Annotated in this window: 19 protein-coding genes and 4 tRNA genes; 12 read left to right on the top strand and 11 right to left on the bottom strand. The window is 67.0% G+C overall.

Annotated features, from left to right (window positions below; genetic code table 11):
* Positions 1 to 15: 15 nt before the first annotated feature.
* The 3 genes from icmH to tssJ are packed head-to-tail and all read right to left on the bottom strand — an operon-like array spanning position 16 to position 2,800.
* The gene (icmH, locus tag LO55_RS22765) at positions 16 to 780 is read right to left on the bottom strand and encodes a type IVB secretion system protein IcmH/DotU (RefSeq protein ID WP_071363217.1); all 765 of its coding nucleotides are present in this window, start codon (positions 778 to 780) and stop codon (positions 16 to 18) included.
* On the bottom strand, positions 777 to 2,141 hold the full coding sequence (gene tssK / locus LO55_RS22760) for a type VI secretion system baseplate subunit TssK (RefSeq protein WP_071363216.1): 1,365 nt from the start codon (positions 2,139 to 2,141) through the stop codon (positions 777 to 779). Before tssK ends, icmH begins: the two co-directional genes overlap by 4 nt.
* 53 nt (positions 2,142 to 2,194) lie before the next feature.
* Entirely contained in the window at positions 2,195 to 2,800 is a 606-nt protein-coding gene (tssJ, locus tag LO55_RS22755; protein WP_071363215.1) for a type VI secretion system lipoprotein TssJ, read from the bottom strand.
* Positions 2,801 to 2,996: 196 nt separating this feature from the next.
* Here tssJ and LO55_RS22750 point away from each other — a divergent pair, with 196 nt between their 5' ends.
* From LO55_RS22750 to tssA, 7 genes are all read left to right on the top strand, one after another.
* Entirely contained in the window at positions 2,997 to 3,575 is a 579-nt protein-coding gene (locus LO55_RS22750; RefSeq protein ID WP_071363214.1) for a tetratricopeptide repeat protein, read from the top strand.
* Between the two features lie 26 nt (positions 3,576 to 3,601).
* Positions 3,602 to 4,105, top strand: coding sequence for a type VI secretion system contractile sheath small subunit (gene tssB / locus LO55_RS22745; RefSeq protein ID WP_071363213.1), 504 nt, complete (start codon positions 3,602 to 3,604; stop codon positions 4,103 to 4,105).
* 1 nt (position 4,106) lies between these two features.
* Entirely contained in the window at positions 4,107 to 5,597 is a 1,491-nt protein-coding gene (tssC, locus tag LO55_RS22740; protein ID WP_071363212.1) for a type VI secretion system contractile sheath large subunit, read from the top strand.
* A 30-nt stretch (positions 5,598 to 5,627) separates the two neighbouring features.
* Complete coding sequence (locus tag LO55_RS22735; protein ID WP_005669863.1) at positions 5,628 to 6,119, top strand: Hcp family type VI secretion system effector; 492 nt, start codon at positions 5,628 to 5,630, stop codon at positions 6,117 to 6,119.
* A gap of 83 nt (positions 6,120 to 6,202) precedes the next feature.
* The gene (gene tssE / locus LO55_RS22730) at positions 6,203 to 6,673 is read left to right on the top strand and encodes a type VI secretion system baseplate subunit TssE (protein WP_005669865.1); all 471 of its coding nucleotides are present in this window, start codon (positions 6,203 to 6,205) and stop codon (positions 6,671 to 6,673) included.
* A 40-nt stretch (positions 6,674 to 6,713) separates the two neighbouring features.
* Positions 6,714 to 9,374: a type VI secretion system ATPase TssH gene (gene tssH, locus LO55_RS22725; RefSeq protein WP_071363211.1), complete on the top strand. Its 2,661-nt coding sequence runs from the start codon at positions 6,714 to 6,716 to the stop codon at positions 9,372 to 9,374.
* A 10-nt stretch (positions 9,375 to 9,384) separates the two neighbouring features.
* Positions 9,385 to 10,374 carry a type VI secretion system protein TssA gene (gene tssA, locus LO55_RS22720; protein WP_071363210.1) on the top strand — a complete coding sequence of 330 codons (990 nt, stop codon included), beginning with the start codon at positions 9,385 to 9,387 and terminating at the stop codon, positions 10,372 to 10,374.
* Between the two features lie 22 nt (positions 10,375 to 10,396).
* Here tssA and phaP read toward each other — a convergent pair whose 3' ends face one another.
* Entirely contained in the window at positions 10,397 to 10,969 is a 573-nt protein-coding gene (gene phaP / locus LO55_RS22715; protein ID WP_071363209.1) for a TIGR01841 family phasin, read from the bottom strand.
* A gap of 81 nt (positions 10,970 to 11,050) precedes the next feature.
* Positions 11,051 to 11,257, bottom strand: coding sequence for a hypothetical protein (locus LO55_RS22710; RefSeq protein ID WP_071363208.1), 207 nt, complete (start codon positions 11,255 to 11,257; stop codon positions 11,051 to 11,053).
* A gap of 112 nt (positions 11,258 to 11,369) precedes the next feature.
* Here LO55_RS22710 and cueR point away from each other — a divergent pair, with 112 nt between their 5' ends.
* Positions 11,370 to 11,777, top strand: a complete 408-nt coding sequence (cueR, locus tag LO55_RS22705) for a Cu(I)-responsive transcriptional regulator (protein WP_005669875.1) — start codon at positions 11,370 to 11,372, stop codon at positions 11,775 to 11,777.
* 89 nt (positions 11,778 to 11,866) lie between these two features.
* Here the strand turns inward: cueR and LO55_RS22700 are convergent.
* From LO55_RS22700 to LO55_RS22685, 4 genes are all read right to left on the bottom strand, one after another.
* A tRNA-Leu gene (locus LO55_RS22700) sits at positions 11,867 to 11,951 on the bottom strand.
* Between the two features lie 75 nt (positions 11,952 to 12,026).
* Positions 12,027 to 12,111 (bottom strand) — tRNA-Leu (locus LO55_RS22695).
* A gap of 37 nt (positions 12,112 to 12,148) precedes the next feature.
* A tRNA-Leu gene (locus LO55_RS22690) sits at positions 12,149 to 12,233 on the bottom strand.
* Positions 12,234 to 12,266: 33 nt separating this feature from the next.
* Positions 12,267 to 12,351, bottom strand: a tRNA-Leu gene (locus tag LO55_RS22685).
* A gap of 351 nt (positions 12,352 to 12,702) precedes the next feature.
* On the opposite strand from LO55_RS22685, the gene rnr reads away from it, so the two are divergent.
* From rnr to LO55_RS22665, 4 genes are all read left to right on the top strand, one after another.
* A complete protein-coding gene (gene rnr / locus LO55_RS22680) occupies positions 12,703 to 15,462 on the top strand; it encodes a ribonuclease R (RefSeq protein ID WP_071363207.1) in 2,760 nt (919 codons plus the stop codon).
* 25 nt (positions 15,463 to 15,487) lie between these two features.
* Positions 15,488 to 16,231: a 23S rRNA (guanosine(2251)-2'-O)-methyltransferase RlmB gene (rlmB, locus tag LO55_RS22675; RefSeq protein WP_005669879.1), complete on the top strand. Its 744-nt coding sequence runs from the start codon at positions 15,488 to 15,490 to the stop codon at positions 16,229 to 16,231.
* 133 nt (positions 16,232 to 16,364) lie between these two features.
* Positions 16,365 to 17,105 (top strand): serine O-acetyltransferase, encoded by a 741-nt coding sequence (cysE, locus tag LO55_RS22670; RefSeq protein WP_005669881.1) that lies wholly within the window; start codon positions 16,365 to 16,367, stop codon positions 17,103 to 17,105.
* A 26-nt stretch (positions 17,106 to 17,131) separates the two neighbouring features.
* The gene (locus tag LO55_RS22665) at positions 17,132 to 17,815 is read left to right on the top strand and encodes a YceH family protein (RefSeq protein ID WP_071363206.1); all 684 of its coding nucleotides are present in this window, start codon (positions 17,132 to 17,134) and stop codon (positions 17,813 to 17,815) included.
* Here the strand turns inward: LO55_RS22665 and LO55_RS22660 are convergent.
* Both LO55_RS22660 and LO55_RS22655 read right to left on the bottom strand, forming a co-directional pair.
* Positions 17,775 to 18,548 carry a hypothetical protein gene (locus LO55_RS22660; RefSeq protein WP_071363205.1) on the bottom strand — a complete coding sequence of 258 codons (774 nt, stop codon included), beginning with the start codon at positions 18,546 to 18,548 and terminating at the stop codon, positions 17,775 to 17,777. The genes LO55_RS22665 and LO55_RS22660 overlap by 41 nt on opposite strands.
* Positions 18,549 to 18,553: 5 nt before the next feature.
* Positions 18,554 to 19,519, bottom strand: coding sequence for a hypothetical protein (locus tag LO55_RS22655; protein ID WP_071363938.1), 966 nt, complete (start codon positions 19,517 to 19,519; stop codon positions 18,554 to 18,556).
* Between the last annotated feature and the right edge of the window lie 3 nt (positions 19,520 to 19,522).

Here is a 19,522-nt window from a genome sequence, read left to right as displayed (position 1 = left end):
GGGGCTGTTCTGTTTTCAGGGCAGGGTGATGGTCACGTGCGCGGCTTTCGGCGGCAGCTTGACCAGGTCGTTGTAGTGCGCCAGCGCCAGCTCGGACTCGTTGCCCAGCACGGTGCGAAAGCCCAGGTAGGCACCCAGCCCGGCCAGCGTGAACACCGCCGCCAGCACCCACAGCGAGAGGTCGCTGCGCAGCCGGTTGACCACCTGGTCCGGCCGCTCGGCGTGCGGCGCGAAGCCGCGCGTGCGGCCGCGCATGCGCGCGATCTCGTCGCCCAGGCGCGCCACCAGGTAGTCCAGCTTGTCCTTGCCGTCCAGCGCGTAGCGGCCCTGGAAGCCCAGCAGCAGGCACATATGGAAGACTTCCAGCGCCTCGACCTGCTGCGCCCCCTTGGCGCGCAGGTCTTCCAGTCGGTGGAAGAAATGCTCGCCGGCGAGCTGGTCGCCGAACACGCGCAGCTGCAGCGGACGCGTTTCCCAGGCCTCGCGCACCTCGTAGCTCGAGCGCAGGATGATCTCGTCCACCGCCGAGCAGTAGGCGTACTTGGCCGCCGTCACGTCTTCGGCCGCGATGCCGAGCGCCTTGGCGCTGCGGTCGACGTCGGCCAGGAAGGCGGTCATATTGTCGGCGAAGGCGCCCTTGTCCTGCGGCCCGCAGCCGTTTTTCAGCAGGAACAGGGCGTGGAAGCCTTCGTACATGATGTCGACCAGGCGCTGGCGGCGGCTGCCGGGTTTTCCATCCTCGCCTCGTTGCGCGGCGCGGCGCTCGACGAAGGCGCTCATGCCGACACCGCGATCAGTTCGAGGCGCAGCTCGCGCACGCCGTTCGGCACGTAGACCGAGATCGCCTGGGCCTTGAGCATCGCCTCGTACAGCGCGCCGCGGCCTTCGAGCACGAAGTAATAGGTGTCGGGCCGCACCGGAATCGCGCTCGGCACCTGGGGCGCATGCACCAGCTTCACGCCGGGCAGCGCCGACAGCACGAACTTGTCGACGTCCTCGGGCGAGCCGACCTTGAACTGCAACGGCACCGCCTCGACCAGGCGCAGCGCCGGCATGTCGGCCGCCACCGCCAGGTACAGGGTGGTCTGGGCATTGATGCGGCCCGAATCGAGCGCGCCCAGGTAGTAGGACGGGCGGTCCTTGTGCAGGGCGATGGTGAAGTAGCGGGACGAGATCACGGTATCCAACAGGTCGCGGATGATGCCATCCAGGCGCGCGAACTGCGGCCCGGGATCGGCGTGGACGTAGGAAGGCAGGTCTTCGAGCCGGTAGCTGCGCGAATAGGTCATCAGGCCGCCGGCCAGTTCGAGCATGGCGCCGTACAGGCGCTCGGGATGCAGCTCGCGGTGGTGCAGGTAGTGGGCCAGCGCCGCATAGCCGGCGCTGGCCGTGTGCAGCAGCCAGAACGAGGACACGTCGCCGCCGCGGATCTCGACCACGTTGCGGCTCGGCTCGCGCAGGTCGCCGTACAGCGCATTGACCTTGGCCAGCAGCTTTTCCATCAGCCGCGCCAGGCCGACGTAGAGGCCGGCGCCGGGCATCGTCACGGCGTCGATCGACAGGCTGGGCGGAATGAAGCCGGGATCGATCTCGAAGCCGCCGGTGGCCACGCGCCGCAGGCGCAGCAGCGCGAAGCTTTCATAGGCTTCCAGCGGCTCGCTGTCGGCCACCAGGCGCAGCGCCTTGCGCAGATAGGTCACGGGGGCGTCGGCGGCCTGGGTATACAAGTCCTGGGTCTCGCGGTCGATGCGCCCGAAGCGCACGTCGATGGGCTCCGGTACTTCCGGGCCATTGGCGCAGTTGTCGCCGTGCGTGCGCAGCGCGGGCAGGGCGGCATGATAGGTGACCGTTTGCTGCGCCGGCGGCAGGTCGCCAAGTCGCACCTGCGGCGGCAGCACGTCGTCGCCCGGCGCACGCACCACTTCGCCGTCGGGGAACAGCAGCGCGAGTTCGTCGATGCGCAGGATGTCGCTGCGCAGCGCGTCGAGGTCGACCGCCAGCCGGCGCACGCCCCAGCAATACGGGTGCAGCGCGCAGGCGGTCTGGTTCAGGCGCGCTTCGTGGTAGCGGTCCTGCTGCTGGAAATGCTGGGGCCGCAGGAACAGTCCTTCGCCCCATAAGACCTTGGATGGCATGCTCACGATCGCCTCCTCGCCGTTCAGAAAGGACTAGCTTGCAGGAAAGTTGCAAACGATTATTGACAGCGCACAGAGCCCAGTGCCGAAGCGCCGTCTTTGGCGGAGGCGGAGCCCACACTCATCGCACAGGCGTGCAGGCCGACGTTCAGGCCGTCGCGCTCGGCGTCCAGGCTGCTGACCGCGGTGCGCCAGCGGCCGGCGGCCGGGGTGTGGAACAGGGCCACGATGCCGACGTGACCGGCTTCGCGCGCGACTTTTTCCGTCACTTCGTAGCGCTGGCCCGGTACCAGCATGATCTCGCGCACCTCGACCAGGTCGGCGCCCAGGCTTTCGCGCTCCAGGCGCGGATCGAGGAAGGTGGCGTAGGGCGCGCCCTCGAAGGCGTCCTTCTGGCGCAGCTTGTACAGGCGCACCGCCAGCGCCAGCGGCTGGCCGCGCGCGTCCACGTTCAGGCGCGTGGCGGCGTGCAGCTTCAGTGGCACATTGCGCGGCGGCTTTTGCGACTCGGGCAGTTCGGCCGGCTTGCGCAAGCCGGCCGCCTCCAGCGCCACGCTGGCCAGCGGCGCCAGCGCGGCGCCGCCGCAGCCGGCGAGCGCCGTTGTCAGCACGATCGCCGGCGCGATGACCACGACCGGCAGCTTGAACGGGTTGGGCGTCCCCATCAACGATCTCCTCGCAATTGTCCTAAGGCACCAGGCTTGGATTGAACCCGATCCCCGCCGGTGCACGCTGACACCGCGCAAACGCAAGCGACATCCAACACCCCTTGCTTGAACTCGCTTTTCATTGACAGTGCACAACTTCTTGGCAAGCACGATGCGAATAATGGGGGCTTGTTCACCCACTGGAGAGACGAACATGATCCGCAAACGCCTGTTACCCCTGCTGGTCGGGGTCGCCGCCCTGGCCGGGTGCGTCACCGACGGCACGGGCACGACCGCCAAGCGCGCCGCCGTGTCCGAAAACATCTATGCCGAGGCCGATGCCGCCCTCGCGGCCGGGCAGAGCGACAAGGCCGTGAGCCTGCTCAAGGACGCGAGCAGGGCGCATCCGGTCGACAAGAAGCCCTGGGTGCGCATGGCCCAGATCCGCTTCGACGCCACCCAGTACGGCGACGCCATCAGCAGCGCGCAGGAAGCGCTGGCGCGCGACCCCGACGACACGCTGGCCTACAGCATCCTGGCCGTCAGCGGCCTGCGCGTGGCCAGCAAGGCGCTGGCCGACCTGACGCGCAAGAACAATCTGCAGGGTTCGGTGCGCAGCGAAGCGCAAGACCTGGCCAAGCTGCTGCGCACCAGCCTGGGCGAAGAGGTGCTGGTCACGACCCGCCCGGCCGCGCGCCCGGCGTCGAGCCGCAGGACCCCGAGCCAGCCGGCGGTGGCGGCGCCGCCGCGTCCGGCGGCCAGCAGCGGCAGTCCGTTCGACGTGCTGAAATAAATCCATCTTCCCCCACTGGAGTCGACATGGCCAAGAGCGAAAGCGTACAAAAACGCTTGCAGAAGGTGCGCGCGCCGCGCGTGCAGATGACCTATGACGTCGAGATCGGCGACGCGATCGAGAACAAGGAGCTGCCCTTCGTGGTCGGCGTGGTCGGCGACTTCGGCCTCGATCCCAAGGCCGAGAAGAAGCGCCTCAAGGACCGCAAGTTCGTCAATGTCGACGCCGGCAACTTCGACGAGGTGCTGGGCGCCGTCGCGCCAGTGGCCACCTTCAAGGTCGACAACCACCTGTCGCCGGACGGCGGCCAGTTCGGGGTGCAGCTGCAGTTTCGCGAGATGGACGACTTCCGGCCCGAGTCGGTGGTGCGCCAGGTGGCGCCGCTGGCCGGGCTGCTCGATGCGCGCACCAAGCTGGCCGACCTGCGCAACAAGCTGGCCGGGAACGACAAGCTCGAAGACATCCTGACCGAGGTGCTGGGCAACACCGAAAAACTCGACAGCCTGCGCAAATCGGGCAAGGGAGAGTGAGATGGCGGCGGTATTCGAATCCACCCAAGCTGCGGCGACGGCGCCGGAACTAGACGCTTCGCTGCTCGACCAGATCGTCGAAGAAAGCCGCGTGGCGGCGTCGAGCAGCGAGCACGAGCGCGCGCGCGACCTGATCTCGGAACTGGTGACCCAGGTGATGCAGGGGACGATGGTGATCTCGTCCAACCTGTCGGCCACCATCGATGCGCGCCTGGCGGAACTGGACCGCATGATCTCCGATCAGCTCTCGGCGATCATGCATGCGCCCGAATTCCAGAAGCTCGAGCGCAGCTGGACTGGCCTCAACTACCTGGTCAGGAACAGCACCACGAGCGCCAACCTGCAGATCCGCATGCTCAATGCCAGCAAGCGCGAGCTGGTCAAGGACTTCCAGTCGGCGATGGAGTTCGACCAGAGCACGATGTTCAAGAAGATCTACGAGGAAGAATTCGGCACCTTCGGCGGCGCGCCGTACGGCACCCTGATCGGCGACTTCGAGATCTCGCGCCAGCCCGAGGACATCTACTTCCTCGAGCAGATGTCGCATGTGGCCGCGGCCAGCCACGCGCCCTTCATCACCTCGAGCAGTCCCGAATTGTTCGGCGTCGAGAGTTTCGGCGACCTGGGCAAGCCGCGCGACCTGGCCAAGGTGTTCGACACCGTCGAATACGCCAAGTGGAAGGCGTTCAGGGAATCCGAGGATTCGCGCTACGTCGGCCTGTGCCTGCCGCGCTTCCTGGGGCGCCTGCCATACCACCCGGCCGACGGCATGACGACCGAAGGTTTCAACTACGTCGAGGACGTGGACGGCAGCGACCACTCCAAATACCTGTGGTGCAACGCGGCCTATGCCTTCGGCGCGCGCCTGACGCGCGCCTTCGAGGACTATGGCTGGTGCGCCGCGATCCGCGGCGTCGAGGGCGGCGGCCTGGTCGAGAACCTGCCGACCCACACCTTCAAGACCGACGAGGGAGAAGTGGCGCTGAAATGCCCGACCGAGGTCGCGATCACCGACCGCCGCGAGAAGGAGCTGTCCGATCTCGGCTTCATCTCGCTGGTGCATTGCAAGAACACCTCGTATGCGGCCTTCTTCGGCGCCCAGTCGGCCCAGAAGGCGCGCAAGTACAACAACGAGGCGGCCAATGCCAATGCCGTGCTGTCGTCGCAGCTGCAGTACATCTTCGCCGTGTCGCGCATCGCGCACTACATGAAGTCCATGATGCGCGACAAGATCGGCAGCTTCGCCGCCGCCTCCAACGTCGAGGATTACCTGAACCGCTGGCTGACCCAGTACGTCCTGCTCGACGATAACGCGAGCCAGGACCAGAAGGCGCAATTCCCGCTGCGCGAAGCCAGCGTGCAGGTGTCCGAGGTGCCGGGCCGCCCCGGCGTGTACCGCGCCGTGTCCTTCCTGCGGCCGCACTTCCAGCTCGATGAGCTTTCCGTTTCGCTCCGTTTGGTCGCGGAGCTGCCGCAGTCGACCAAAAGCTAGCACTTATTCTTAACTTACTTGGAGTAGAACATGGCAATTGACGTGTACCTGCAGATCGACGGGATCAAGGGCGAATCGATGGACGACAAGCACAAGGACTGGATCGAGTGCACCTCGGTGGCGTGGGGCGTGAGCCAGCCGCGTTCGGCCACCGCGTCCACCGGCGGCGGCCACACGGCCGAGCGCTGCGAGCACCAGGAGATCGCGCTGACCAAGCTGGCCGACCTGTCGTCGCCGATCCTGCTGCAGACCTGCTCGGCCGGCAAGACGATCCCGAAAGCCAAGCTGGAATTCATGCGCGCCGACGGCCAGGGCGAGCGCATCAAGTATTTCGAGATCGAGCTCGAGAACGTCCTGATCGGCGGCATCAGCCCCAGCGTATCCGAAGGCAGCATCATCCAGGAGCAGGTCGGCCTGAAGTTCTCGAAGATCAAATGGAAGTACACCCAGCAGAAGGTCACCGGCGGCGCCGGCGGCAACACCTCGGGCGGCTGGGACCTGGCGGCCAACAAGGTCGTCTGAGCGGCGTCGCCGCTCTCGTTCGCGCGGCGGCTGCGCCTTTTGCATTGCAGCGCGCCGCGCATCCGACATCCCCGGGAGGCACCATGAAAGGCTTCACGCCGGGCCTGCTCGACCGCCTGATGGTCGACGAGGGCGCGGCCGGCGCCGCGCTGGGCGTCGAGCAGCTCAAGGACAGCGTCGCGCGCGACCTGGAAGCCCTGCTCAATACCCGCATCGCGCTGGACGTCGCCCACCTCGAAGGCTATCCGGCGGCGCGCACCTCGATCCTGCACTACGGCCTGATCGACTTCGCCGGTTTCTGCCTGACCAGCAGCATCGACCGCGCCGCCGTCTGCGCCAGCATCGAAGATGCGATCGCCACCCACGAGCCGCGCCTGCTCGACGCGCGCGCCGTGCTCGAGCCGGAGGCGGGCGACGTCAACCGCCTGCACTTCGCGATCCATGCCCGGCTGGCGGTCGACGGCCTGCTCGAGCCGGTCAACTTCAATGCGGTGCTGCAGCCGTCGTCGCTGCACTACGAAATCAACCGCGCCGCCCGGCCGCCCCGGGGCTGAAGAAGCGGCGCCACCACGCCACCATGACAAGGGAGCCACGATGGACATCAACCTCAAGACGCTCATCTCCAAGCTGAACGACACCACCCGCGCGGCCGCCAGCCGCGCCGCCAGCATCTGCATGGGGCTGGGCCAGTACGAGGTCGACGTCGAGCACCTGTTCCTGGGCCTGATCGAACAGCCGGGCAGCGATCTGGCCGCGATCGCGCGCCAGTGCGACATCAGCCTGACCGGCCTGGAAGCCGACCTGCGGCGCGAAGTGGGGCGTTTCGCCACCGGCAGCGCGCGCACGCCCGTGTTCTCGCGCCACCTGCCGCTGCTGTTCGAACATGCCTGGCTGATCGCATCATTGGGTTCGGGCCAGCCGAACCGCATCCGCAGCGCCCATCTGCTGCTGGCGTTGCTGACGGAGCCGTCGCTGGCCCAGCTGGCGCAGCGCGCATCGCCGCTGTTCGGACGCTTCCCGCTCGACCGCCTGAAACACGACCTGGAGCGCCTGACGCGCGGCTCGGTCGAGGCGCCCGAGCTCAAGGCCGAGGAAGCGGTCGGCGCCGGGCCGGACCCCGCCTCGGAACTGAGCCAGGCCGCCACCCGGGCCACGCCGGCCCTCGACCAGTACACCACCTGCCTGACAGGGCGCGCGCGCGACGGCAAGGTCGACCCGGTGATCGGCCGCGACATGGAAATCCGCCAGGCGATCGACATCCTGATGCGGCGGCGCCAGAACAACCCGATCCTCACCGGCGAGGCCGGCGTCGGCAAGACCGCCGTGGTCGAGGGCCTGGCGCTGCGCATCGCCCAGGGCGACGTGCCGGACGTGCTGAAGGGCGTTGAGATCCATACGCTCGACATGGGCCTGCTGCAGGCCGGGGCCAGCGTGAAGGGCGAGTTCGAGAACCGCCTCAAGAACGTCATCGACGAAGTCAAGAAGAGCCCACACGCGATCATCCTGTTCATCGACGAGGCCCACACGATGATCGGCGCCGGCGGCACGGCCGGCCAGAACGACGCCGCCAACCTGCTCAAGCCCGCGCTGGCGCGCGGCGAGCTGCGCACGATCGCGGCCACGACCTGGGGCGAGTACAAGAAGTATTTCGAGAAGGACGCCGCGCTGGCGCGCCGCTTCCAGGTGATCAAGGTCGAGGAGCCGGATGAAGACACGGCGGCGGCCATGCTGCGCGCCATGGCGCCGCTGATGGAACAGCACTTCGGCGTGCGCGTCTACGACGACGCCATCACCGAGGCGGTGCGCCTGTCGCACCGCTACATCAGCGGCCGCCAGCTGCCGGACAAGGCGATCAGCGTGCTGGACACCGCCTGCGCCAAGGTGGCGCTGGGTCAAAGCGCCACGCCGGCGCTGCTGGAAGACTGCGTGCGCCGCATCGAACGGCTGGATGCCCGGATCAGCGCCCTGAACCGCGACGCCAGCGCAGGCTCGAACCATGCCGAGGTGCTGGCGGCGCTGGGCCAGCAGCGCGCCAGCGCCGCGGCCGAGCAGGAGATGCTGCAGCGCAGGTGGGAAGAAGAGCAGGCGCTGGCCGGCCAGATCGGCAAGCTGCGCGCCGAACTGGAGGCCTCCGGCAGCCGCGACGAGAACAGCGGCGCGAAGGATCTGCGCGCGCTGAACGAAGCCCTGCGCGCGCTGCAGGGCGAGGCGCCGCTGGTGCCGGTGCAGGTGGATGGCCATACGGTGGCCGAGATCGTCGCCGCCTGGACCGGCATCCCGCTGGGCCGCATGGTCAAGGACGAGATCCGCACCGTGGTCAACCTGAAATCGATGCTGGACGAGCGCATCCTGGGCCAGGGCCACGCCAGCCATGTGGTGGCCCAGCGCGTGCGCACCGCGCGCGCCAACCTCGATGATCCGAACAAGCCCAAGGGCGTGTTCCTGTTCGTCGGCACCTCGGGCGTGGGCAAGACCGAGACCGCGCTGGCGCTGGCCGACATCCTGTACGGCGGCGAACGCAAGCTCATCACCATCAATATGAGCGAATACCAGGAAGCGCACAGCGTCTCCGGCCTGAAAGGCTCGCCGCCGGGCTACGTCGGCTATGGCGAGGGCGGGGTGCTGACCGAGGCGGTGCGGCGCAATCCCTACAGCGTGGTGCTGCTCGACGAGGCCGAGAAGGCGCATCCCGACGTGCTCGAGATGTTCTTCCAGGTGTTCGACAAGGGCGTGATGGACGATGCCGAAGGACGCCAGATCGACTTTCGCAACACGATCATCATCCTGACCTCGAACGCCGGCTCGAGCCAGCTGATGGCGGCTTGCCTGAACAAGGCGGCGAGCGAGCTGCCCACGCCCGAGCAACTGGCCGAACTGCTGCGGCCGGCGTTGATGAAGCACTTCAAGCCGGCCTTCCTGGGCCGCCTGGCGGTGGTGCCGTTCTACCCGATCGGCGACGAGGTGCTGGCCAACATCATCCGTCTCAAGCTGGCGCGCATCGGCGCGCGCGTGCTGGACAACCACAAGGCCGGCTTCGAATACGACGACGCGCTGGTGGAGGCGGTGCTGCGGCGCTGCACCGAAGTCGATTCCGGCGCGCGCAACGTCGACAATGTCTTGAACGGCACCTTGCTGCCGGAGATCGCCGACAACGTGCTGGCGCGCATGGCCGACGGCGGCGGCATCGCCCGCGTGAAAGTCGGCGCCACCAAGGCCGGCAAGTTCAAGTACGCGATCGAACCGAGAGAAGCCTGAGGAGGACGCCATGCTGGACACCGATGCTTTGCTGGCGCCGATCGCGCCCGACAATCCCTGCGGCGACGACCTGGCTTTCTCGCCCGAGGTCGACGAGATCGCACGCGCGCGCCTGGCCGACGATCCGTCGCTGGAGCAGGGCGCCTGGGTCACGGCGCTCAAGGAAGCCGACTGGAAGCTGGTCGGCAAGCGCTGCGCCGGCTTGCTGCAAACGCGCAGCAAGGACTTGCAACTGGCCGTGTGGCTGGCCGAGGCGAACGCGAAGACCGGTGGCATGCGCGGCCTGGCCGAGGGCCTGGCACTGGTGGCGGCGCTGTGCGAGCGCTACTGGGAAGGCCTGCACCCGCAGGCCGACGAGGATGGCTTCGAGCGCCGCATCGGGGTCCTGGCCTGGCTGGCGGGCCGGATCGCGCCGCTGGTCAAGACCATGCCGCTGGCGGAGAACGGCGTGCTGACCCTGCAGGCCTGGGAAGTCGCGCGCGCCAGGGGACCGGAAGCGGTGGCCGAACTGGAAACGGCGCGCGCGCGGATCAAGGGCGATGTCGTGCAGGCGCTGCTGGCCGATTGCGAAGCCTGCCAGGCTGCCCTGCAGGAGCTGGAACGGGTGGTCGACGCCCAGCTCGGCGCCGATGGGCCGGGATTTAGCGTCGGACGCGCCGCGCTGCGCGACGTGGACGACCTGATCAAGCCGGCGGCGATGGCGGGAGCGGCGCCGACCGAGGCGGCCGCGGCCGGCGGCGCGGGTATGGCGTCGACGGCGGCGCTGCCGGCGCGGGTCGACGGACAGGTGGCGCACCGTGACCAGGCGCTGGCCCAGCTGCGCCAGGTCGCCGAATTTTTCCGCCGCACCGAGCCGCACAGCCCGGTGGCTTACCTGGCCGAGAAAGCCGCGCGCTGGGGCGAGCAGCCGCTGCACGCCTGGCTGCGTTCGGTGATCAAGGATGACGCCTCGCTGGCGCGGCTGGAAGACTTGCTGGGGATCGAACATCCGGCGCCGTGACGCCGGACGTCCATGGGGCCGGTTACTCGGCTTTTTCGGTCCTGGCGGCGCCCGGCGTCACCATCGCGCTGGCGCGCTCGAACTGGGCTTCGACGGTCTGCACCGCCTGGCGGGTGGCCTGGGTCACCTGCTCGTAGCCCTTGAAGGCATTCTCGATCGCGGCATTGATGATCTCGACCGCGTTTTCCGAGCCCGGCTTGACGTTCTGGGTGACGTCGTAGATCAGCGCCGACAGCGTGTTTTTCGCTTCCGCCACATGGGCATCGGCGGCGCCGCGGAATTCGTCGTGCATCTCGTCGATGATGGCCTTGAGCTGGGCCGCGTATTCGGTGGCATTGGTGACGCCGGCGGCCGGCTGCATGCGCGCGGCCAGGGTGTCGAACGCCGCTTTCGGATTGCCGGCCTGGGTGGCTTCGGCCATGCTGCGGCCGGCCGCCATCGTGTTGTCGACCGAGGTCTTGGCGGCGTTCAGGTTGAGGGCGACGACCTGCTCGACGCCCTTGACGGTCTTGCCGGCCAGGGCGTTGAAGGTCTGCATCTGCAGGTCGAACAGGGTTTTCGTGGCGTTTGCGAACTGCTCCGGGTTGGTGAACATGGTCGTCTCCTCAGTGGCTGCTCTGTTATGGTATGAGATCGAACGGCGATGTTTGTCAACACGCCGCGCCTTCCACTTTCATTATTTAACAACAATGAGTTTTTCGCAACGCATGTCCCGATAGGGTCCGTTTGATTTTTCCCAGCCTTCGCCCAGCGGGGTCTGGGAACAGGCCAGCTCGCCGGTGAGCTTGCTGCGCCATTGGTAATAAGGCGCCGGTCCGGCCAGGGCGGAGGAGAGGATGGGGACGAGTGCCAGCCCGAGGGCCGCGGGTCGGAGAATCTGCATGGCTCCATGCTCGGACGTTCTCGACCGCAAGTCAAGCGTCGCTTGAGCTTCCCACGGTGGGAAGGTGTATGCTTGCTCGGGAAAAAGGTCGGAAAACAACGGGAGAAATGCTATGCAGTCCACACCCAAGCTGAACATCGGCGACGCCGCGCGCGCGTCCGGCGTGACGGCGAAGATGATTCGCCATTACGAATCGATCGGCCTGGTGAAAGCGCCGCACCGCACCGGGGCCGGATATCGCCTGTACGGCGAACAGGACGTGCGGGTGCTGCAATTCATCCACCGCGGCCGTGCGCTCGGGTTTTCGCTGGACCAGATCAGGGATTTGCTGGCGCTATGGGAAGATAAACGCCGGGCCAGCGCCGACGTGCGCGCGATGGCGCTGGCGCATATCGCCGAGCTGGATCGCAAGATCGCGGAAATGGCAGCGATGCGCAGGACGCTGGAAAGCCTCGCCGCATCCTGTCATGGCGACGATCGTTCGGATTGTCCGATCCTGGACGACCTGGCGACGCATTGAAAACAGAGGGTAAAACGCAAAACGCCGTAGTCCTCATGAGAAGGCTACGGCGTTTTGCGGGACGATGCGTCCGAAAAACAAGTAGATTTTGGTGCCCACGGAGGGACTCGAACCCCCACACCTCGCGGCACATGGACCTGAACCATGCGCGTCTACCAATTCCGCCACGTGGGCACTGATTACTGCAAACACTACGCTTACTTCCGCGTGGACGGAAATCCGTCCACCCTACAACGATCAGGTAGATTTTGGTGCCCACGGAGGGACTCGAACCCCCACACCTCGCGGCACATGGACCTGAACCATGCGCGTCTACCAATTCCGCCACGTGGGCACTGAAACAACCGCACAACCATACAACCAGAAAACGTTGGTGCCCACGGAGGGACTCGAACCCCCACACCTCGCGGCACATGGACCTGAACCATGCGCGTCTACCAATTCCGCCACGTGGGCGTTTTCTGTACAACAAACAACCAGTCAATCTGTTGGTGCCCACGGAGGGACTCGAACCCCCACACCTCGCGGCACATGGACCTGAACCATGCGCGTCTACCAATTCCGCCACGTGGGCACTGCAAACCAACTCTGCTACAATAGCAGGCTTTGTCATTTTCCGCTAGATCAACATTTCCAGATCGTCACGCCAACTACACCGCTTGCCACTGCTGCTTTCTTCGCTTCGTCGTTGCCGCCGTTGCTGAAGAGAGCGAGATTATAGCGGATGATTTTCAATAGTCAAAGACCCACGATGAAGTTCCGATCGGGGCAATGAATAAAACTCGCGGGATGTCCCGCAGCACGCCACGTTAGGCGAATCGGATGGACCTCCGTTACACTACGCCTGTCAAGGTGTCAATCAAGCATGACGCCGCCTATTATTCATGAGCGGCGCAATTACTGGCCAAAAGAAAAAAGAACCGATTTGAAGCAACCTACTCATACCATTCCAAGCCGCGAGGAAATCCTCGCAGTCTTCCGCGAAGCTTCAGGAGCGCTCGATGCGGCCGGCCTGGCGCGTGCCCTCAAGGTCAAGCCAGCCGCCCAGGAAGTCCTGGGCCGCCGCCTGAACGCCATGGAGCGCGACGGCCAGATCCGTTCCGACCGCAGCGGCACCTATATGCTGGCCGACCACTCCGGCTTCATCGCCGGCCGCGTCAGCGCGCATCGCGACGGCTTTGGATTCGTGATCCCGGACGAGCCAGGCCCAGACCTGTTCCTGTCCGACCGCGAGATGCAGAAAGTGCTGCACGGCGACCGCGTGATGGCGCGCGTGACCGGCCAGGACCGCCGCGGCCGCCAGGAAGGCTCGATCGTCGAAGTCGTCGAGCGCGCCAACACCCACATCATCGGCCGCCTCCTGAACGAAGGCGGGGTCTGGATCGTCTCGCCCGAAGACCAGCGCATCAGCCAGGACATCCTGGTCTCTGGTTCGCCGGGCAAGGCGCGCGCCGGGCAGGTGGTCAGCGTCGAGCTGCTCGAGCAGCCGGGCCGCTTCCAGAAGCCGACCGGCCGCATCACTGAAGTGCTCGGCGAACTGGACGATCCAGGCATGGAAATCGAGATCGCGGTGCGCAAGTTCGGCGTGCCGCACGTGTTCTCGGCGCCGGCACTGAAGCAGGCCGCGCGCCTGCCGAACGAAGTCGTGAACGCCGACCTGGCGGACCGCGTCGACCTGCGCGACGTGCCGCTGGTGACCATCGACGGCGAGGACGCGCGCGACTTCGACGATGCGGTCTACTGCGAGCCGGTCAAGATCGGCGCCGCCCGCGGCTTCCGCCTGCTGGTCGCGATCGCCGACGTCAGCCACTACGTGAAGCCGAACGACGCATTGGATGCCGACGCGATCGAGCGCAGCACCTCGGTCTATTTCCCGCGCCGCGTGATCCCGATGCTGCCCGAGAAGCTGTCGAATGGCCTGTGCTCGCTGAACCCGGCGGTCGACCGTTGCACCCTGGTGTGCGACATGGTCGTCACCGAGGACGGCGAAGTCACCGCTTACCAGTTCTACCCGGCCGTGATGCACTCGGCGGCGCGCCTGACCTATAACCAGGTGGCCGACATCCTGGCCAGCACTGACGGCGAGGAAGCGCAGAAGCGTCCGGCCATCGTCCCGCACCTGCTGAACCTGAACCAGGTGTTCCGCGCGCTGCTCAAGGCGCGCCAGGAACGCGGCGCGATCGATTTCGAAACGACCGAAACCTATATCGTTTGCAACGCGCTGGGCAAGATCGAGAAGATCATCCCGCGCACCCGCAACGATGCGCACCGCCTGATCGAGGAGTGCATGCTGGCCGCTAACGTGTGCGCCGCCGACTTCCTGCTGCGCCACAAGCATCCGGGCACCTTCCGCGTGCACGCGGTGCCGACCGAGGAAAAGCTGAACCAGCTGCGCACCTTCCTCAAGCAGGTGGGCCTGAACCTGGGCGGCGGCAGCAAGCCGACCGCGCGCGACTACGCCGCCGTGATGCAGCAGATCAAAGAGCGTCCCGACGCGGCGCTGCTGCAGACCATGCTGCTGCGCTCGATGCAGCAGGCGGTCTACAGCCCCGACAACGTCGGCCACTTCGGCCTGGCCTACGAGGCCTATGCCCACTTCACCAGCCCGATCCGCCGCTATCCCGACCTGCTGACCCACCGCGCGATCAAGGCGATCCTGCTGGGCAAGCGCTACGAGCCGAAGGGCATCGAGCTGGGCAAGCTGAACACGACCCAGTCGAACGCCGCGCGCAAGCAGGCCGCCAAGGACAAGGCCGAAGGAAAGCCGCAGAAGAGCGAGAAGGACCTGACCGTCTGGGACGCCCTCGGCGTGCACTGCTCGGCCAACGAGCGCCGCGCCGACGAAGCCTCGCGCGACGTCGAGAACTGGCTCAAGTGCTTCTTCATGCAAGACAAGATCGGCGAAGAGTTCACCGGCACCGTGGCCGGCGTGACCACCTTCGGCATCTTCGTGCAGCTCGACGAGCTGTTCGTCGAGGGCCTGGTGCACATCACCGAGCTGGGCGCCGACTACTTCCAGTACGACGAGGCGCGCCATGAACTGCGCGGCGAGCGCACCGGCCAGCGTTACCAATTGACCGACCGCGTGACCGTCAAGGTGGCCCGCGTCGACCTGGAGTCGCGCAAGATCGACCTGACCCTGGCGGCGCCGGGCGCCCAGGCCCAGGCCGAGCGGGCGCCGCAGGCGAAGGCGCCATCCGCGCCGGCGGCCCTGCCGTCGCCGCTCGAGCGCGCGCTGCAGGCCGCGCACGAGGCCACCGAAACGAAGCCGCCGAAGTCGCGCAAGGCGCGCGCCAAGGCCGTGGCCGAGGGCCTCTTGAGCGCGGCGGCGCCCGCTGCGGCTCCAGTCCCCGCTCCGGCTCCGGCGATCGAGGACGAGGCCGAGGAAGACGTGGTCTTCGTGCCGCCGCCACGCAAGCCGCGCGCGGCCAAGACCGCAGCCACCGGCGTCGTCAAGGCCCCGGCCAAGGCGGCCAAGAAGGCAGTGGCCGCGGCCCCTGTCGCCGAGGCGCCGGCGCAGGCGCCAGTGAAGGCGCCAACGAAGGCGCCAACGAAGGCGCCAGCCAAGCCGGCGGCGAAGAAGGCCGCAGCGAAACCGGTAGCGAAAACCGCCGCCAGGAGCACGACAAAAGAAGCCGCACCCAAGGCGGCCAAGACCGCATCCAAAACCAGCAAGACGAAGTAAGAGAAAGTAAGAGAAGAAGTAAAGAATGAAAAATAAAATGATTTTCGGCTTCCACGCCGTGACTTCGCGCCTGCGTCACGAGGCCCAGTCGGTGGAAGAGATCTTCGTCGACGCCGAGCGCAACGACGGCCGCATGAAGGACCTGATCGCCAATGCCAAGGCGGCCGGCGTGCGTGTGATGCCGGTCGACGCCTCGCGCCTCGACAAGATCACCGGCACCCGCCGCCACCAGGGCGTGATCGCCTTCGCCAGCCAGCTGGCGCTGGCGCGCAACCTGGACGAGCTGCTCGACGCCATCGAGGGTCCGCCGCTGCTCCTGATCCTGGACGGCATCACCGACCCGCACAACCTGGGCGCCTGCCTGCGCGTGGCCGACGGCGTCGGCGCGCACGCGGTGATCGTGCCGAAGGACCGCGCGGTCGGCCTGAACGCCACCGCCGCCAAGGTCGCCAGCGGCGCGGCCGAGACCGTGCCCTACATTACCGTCACCAACCTGGCGCGCACCATGCGCGAGCTGAAGGAGCGCGACATCCTGCTGATCGGCACCTCGGACGACGCCGAACGCGGCCTGTACGAGGCCGATTTCACCGGCCCGGCCGCCCTGGTCATGGGTTCGGAAGGCGAGGGCATGCGCCGCCTGACGCGCGAGACCTGCGACGTGCTGGTCAATATCCCGATGTTCGGCTCGGTCGAGAGCCTGAACGTGTCGGTCGCCTCGGGCGTCTGCCTGTACGAGGCGCGCCGCCAGCGCATCGCGCGCGAAGGCTGATTTTCCCGCCCGAGCAGCATGGCTGCAACGGCCTGGCATCGCGTCCAGGCCGCTTCCCTGCGCAGCAACATCCCCACGAGCATTCCATTCCCGGATCGGCTACCATGAAAGCCGTTCCATCCTGAGCGTCACCATGTTTTTCTCACGACTGCGCGAAGACATTCGCAACATCATCGAGCGCGATCCCGCCGCCCGCAACGGCTGGGAAGTGCTGACCTGCTATCCGGGCCTGCACGCCATCGTCGCCCACCGCTGGGCCCACGCCTGCTGGCGCATGGGCCTGAAATGGCTCGGCCGCTTCATCGCGCACCTGGCCCGCATCGTCACCGGCATCGAGATCCACCCCGGCGCCGCGATCGGCCGCCGGGTCTTCATCGACCACGGCTTCGGCGTGGTGATCGGCGAGACCGCCGTGATCGGCGACGACTGCACCATCTACCAGGGCGTCACGCTGGGCGGCACCACGCTGGTGGCCGGCACCAAGCGCCATCCGACGCTCGAGCGCGGCGTGATCGTCGGCGCCGGCGCCCAGGTGCTGGGCGCCTTCACGGTCGGCGAATACGCCAAGATCGGTTCCAACGCGGTGGTGGTCAAGCCGGTGCCGGCCGGCGCCACGGCGGTCGGCAATCCGGCCCACCTGATCCAGAAACAAGACCAGTCGCGCAGCGCGCGCATGTTCGCCGCCTATGGCGTCACGCCCAACGGCGACGACCCGCTGTCGAAAGCCCTGCGCGGCCTGATCGACCATGCCGCGCGCCAGGACGAGCAGATCGAGCGCCTCACCGAGACGGTGCGCGCGGCCGGCCTGTGCTGCCCGCGCGTGCAGGAGGGTGATAAACTCGACTCGGAACAACTGAACCGGTTGGTCGATTAAGTAGATTAAGTAGATGAAGGAATCGCATGACGAATGAAGCGACTGGCGGCGCCGACGCCGCAGCCGTGCTTGACCCGGTAGAGCTGCGCGTGCTGGCCGTGCTGGCCGAAAAAGAAGCGCTGACCCCCGATAACTATCCGATGTCGCTGAACGCGATCGTGAACGGTTGCAACCAGCTGTCGAGCCGCGATCCGGTGATGCAGCTGTCGGACGATATCGTGCTCGACACCCTGCAGCGTCTCACCGAACGCAAGCTGGTGGGTGCCATCTCGCAGGCCGGCGCGCGCGTGGTGAAGTACGAGCACCGCATGCGCATCAAGTGGACGCTGGAGCAGGACAAGCTGGCCGTGCTCACGGTCCTGATGCTGCGTGGCCTGCAGACCGCCGGCGAAATCCGCACCCGCAGCGGCCGCCTGCACGAGTTCAAGAGCGTGCTGGACGTCGAGACGGCGCTGCAGTTCCTGATCGACAAATACCCACCGCTGGTGGCCAAGCTGGAACGCGCGCCGGGCACCAAGGAATCGCGCTACGGCCACCTGCTGGGCGGAGAGATCACCATCGTCGCCGGCAGCGAGCAGACGTCCAGCAGCGCGAGCGGCCTGACCCAGGGCGGCCGCATCGCCCAGCTCGAAGAAGAAGTGGCGTCGCTGCGCGGCCAGATGGATGAGCTCAAGGCCCAGTTCGAGGCGTTTCGCCAGCAGTTCCAGTAGGCGTTTCGTATTCCAGTTCGACCAGCGCCTCGTCGCTCCACGACATGTCGTGGAGCGGCGCCATGAAGCTGCGCCGGCGGGATTCGAGCAGCGCGCTGCGGTTTCCCTCGTGCAGTATGGCGCGCACGAGCCGTTCCCGCACGTGGAAGGCATAGCCTGCCTTCCCCTTGTCGAGAAAGGTGCACCAGTCGCGGGTGCGCAGCAGACCGTTGATGGTCAGCGTCCACATCAGGCCGATCTCGTTCTTCGAGATCGCCACCCACACCTTGCACTCGAGCCGCAGGTCGCCCAGCCGGCGCACGTTTTCCGGCAGGCCCGGGGTGCGCACATGCGGCTGGATGCGATAGCGGCTGCTCTTCTGGTTCAGCACCAGCTCACTGTTCGCGGCCTTCGCTTCTTCGCTGCGCGGCACCACGTACTCGCCGCGCGCATCCGGCGCGATCGGCAAGACGAAACCGCCATCGCCCTCGAGTCGCACACGGACGGTGGCGTCGGACGCGGGATCGCGCGGTGGCTGGACCCGAAAGCGCAGGGCGTCGACGCCAGGCGCGAGGTGATGGTGATGGTCGAAGGCGTCGAGTCCGGCCAGGATCGACGTGTAGCGCCGGACTTCCGGATCGCGCACCGCATTGACGTTGATGGTATCCGGATTGTCCGGCGCGCTCCGATCGGCAGCGCTGGCCACGCTGGCGCCGAACAGCGCGCCAGCCAGCAGCGCAGGCAGGACGCGCATCGCGCTCAGCCCTCGTCGCGCCAGCGGCGCAGGCGGATCGCCCCGTAGATCATCGCGCAGCCGGCGACGGCGGCGATCCACACCGCGGGCGAGGCCAGCGTGCCGTAGGACAGGCCGAGCAGCATCGGCGCGTCGAAGCCGGCATTCTGTTCGGCCAGCGCCCTGCCATTGACCTCGCCGAACCAGATGCCCGGCATCAGGCCGCCGAGGATGCGCGCCACCACTTCTTCGCCGAACCACTTGACGTTCAGGCTCAGCCCCGAGAAGCGGCCGACCAGGAAGTCGAACCAGGCCAGCAGGGCCAGCGCCACCAGGGGCACGCCCACCGCCCACAGGAACACCTTCGAGCGGGCCCAGCTCGACACCAGCAGCAGCCAGCCGACCGTCGGCAGCGCCCACAGGATGTACAGCGGCACGAAGGCCAGCAGGTAGAGCGGCGACAGGTAGAAGTTCGCGTTGGCCAGCACCGGGGCGATCAGGTTGACGCCCTTGACCGCGCTGGCCAGCAGGCCAAGCACCAGCAGCACGAGGGAGGTGGCGATGCCGATCGCCACCGTCAGCAGCGGCGCCACCACCAGCGCGACCGCGGCCTTCGAGAGCACGGTCTGCCCGTCCGACATCGGCAGCGACTTCCAGAACAGGATGCTGCGGTCGCGCCGTTCGTCGTGCAGGGCGGCCAGGCAGTAGAAGAACACCACCACCGGCAGCACCAGGAACAGCGGCGCCGTGATCGCCAGGTAGCTCGAGGCCGCCATCGCCGCCGCCTTGGCGTACATCTCCGGCGGGACGCCCTCGATCGTGATCATCTGCTGTCCATTGTGCTGGATATGGAAGGCGGAGGAGGACAACGCGTACAGGAAGCCGCCGCCGAGCAGCAGCACCAGGGCCGCCGCCACCGCCAGCGGCGCATAGACGAACGCGCCCTTGTGTTCCCACAGCTCGCGCCGGATCAGCCATTTCATCGTGCTCATGTG

This window comes from Massilia timonae (assembly GCF_001866515.1).
Taxonomy (GTDB): Bacteria; Pseudomonadota; Gammaproteobacteria; order Burkholderiales; family Burkholderiaceae_D; genus Telluria; species Telluria timonae.
This window is presented reverse-complemented; position numbering and strand designations above follow the sequence as displayed.

Bases quoted from the DNA above. Each gene is read 5' to 3' on its own strand.
- LO55_RS22665 (WP_071363206.1), top strand. From the start codon at position 17,132: ATGACGAATGAAGCGACTGGCGGCGCCGACGCCGCAGCCGTGCTTGAC.
- LO55_RS22750 (WP_071363214.1), top strand. From the start codon at position 2,997: ATGATCCGCAAACGCCTGTTACCCCTGCTGGTCGGGGTCGCCGCCCTG.
- LO55_RS22655 (WP_071363938.1), bottom strand. From the start codon at position 19,519: ATGAGCACGATGAAATGGCTGATCCGGCGCGAGCTGTGGGAACACAAG.
- cueR (WP_005669875.1), top strand. From the start codon at position 11,370: ATGCAGTCCACACCCAAGCTGAACATCGGCGACGCCGCGCGCGCGTCC.
- rlmB (WP_005669879.1), top strand. From the start codon at position 15,488: ATGAAAAATAAAATGATTTTCGGCTTCCACGCCGTGACTTCGCGCCTG.
- tssB (WP_071363213.1), top strand. From the start codon at position 3,602: ATGGCCAAGAGCGAAAGCGTACAAAAACGCTTGCAGAAGGTGCGCGCG.
- tssJ (WP_071363215.1), bottom strand. From the start codon at position 2,800: ATGGGGACGCCCAACCCGTTCAAGCTGCCGGTCGTGGTCATCGCGCCG.
- tssH (WP_071363211.1), top strand. From the start codon at position 6,714: ATGGACATCAACCTCAAGACGCTCATCTCCAAGCTGAACGACACCACC.
- cysE (WP_005669881.1), top strand. From the start codon at position 16,365: ATGTTTTTCTCACGACTGCGCGAAGACATTCGCAACATCATCGAGCGC.
- LO55_RS22660 (WP_071363205.1), bottom strand. From the start codon at position 18,548: ATGCGCGTCCTGCCTGCGCTGCTGGCTGGCGCGCTGTTCGGCGCCAGC.
- tssE (WP_005669865.1), top strand. From the start codon at position 6,203: ATGAAAGGCTTCACGCCGGGCCTGCTCGACCGCCTGATGGTCGACGAG.
- tssC (WP_071363212.1), top strand. From the start codon at position 4,107: ATGGCGGCGGTATTCGAATCCACCCAAGCTGCGGCGACGGCGCCGGAA.
- phaP (WP_071363209.1), bottom strand. From the start codon at position 10,969: ATGTTCACCAACCCGGAGCAGTTCGCAAACGCCACGAAAACCCTGTTC.
- LO55_RS22710 (WP_071363208.1), bottom strand. From the start codon at position 11,257: ATGCAGATTCTCCGACCCGCGGCCCTCGGGCTGGCACTCGTCCCCATC.
- LO55_RS22735 (WP_005669863.1), top strand. From the start codon at position 5,628: ATGGCAATTGACGTGTACCTGCAGATCGACGGGATCAAGGGCGAATCG.
- icmH (WP_071363217.1), bottom strand. From the start codon at position 780: ATGAGCGCCTTCGTCGAGCGCCGCGCCGCGCAACGAGGCGAGGATGGA.
- tssA (WP_071363210.1), top strand. From the start codon at position 9,385: ATGCTGGACACCGATGCTTTGCTGGCGCCGATCGCGCCCGACAATCCC.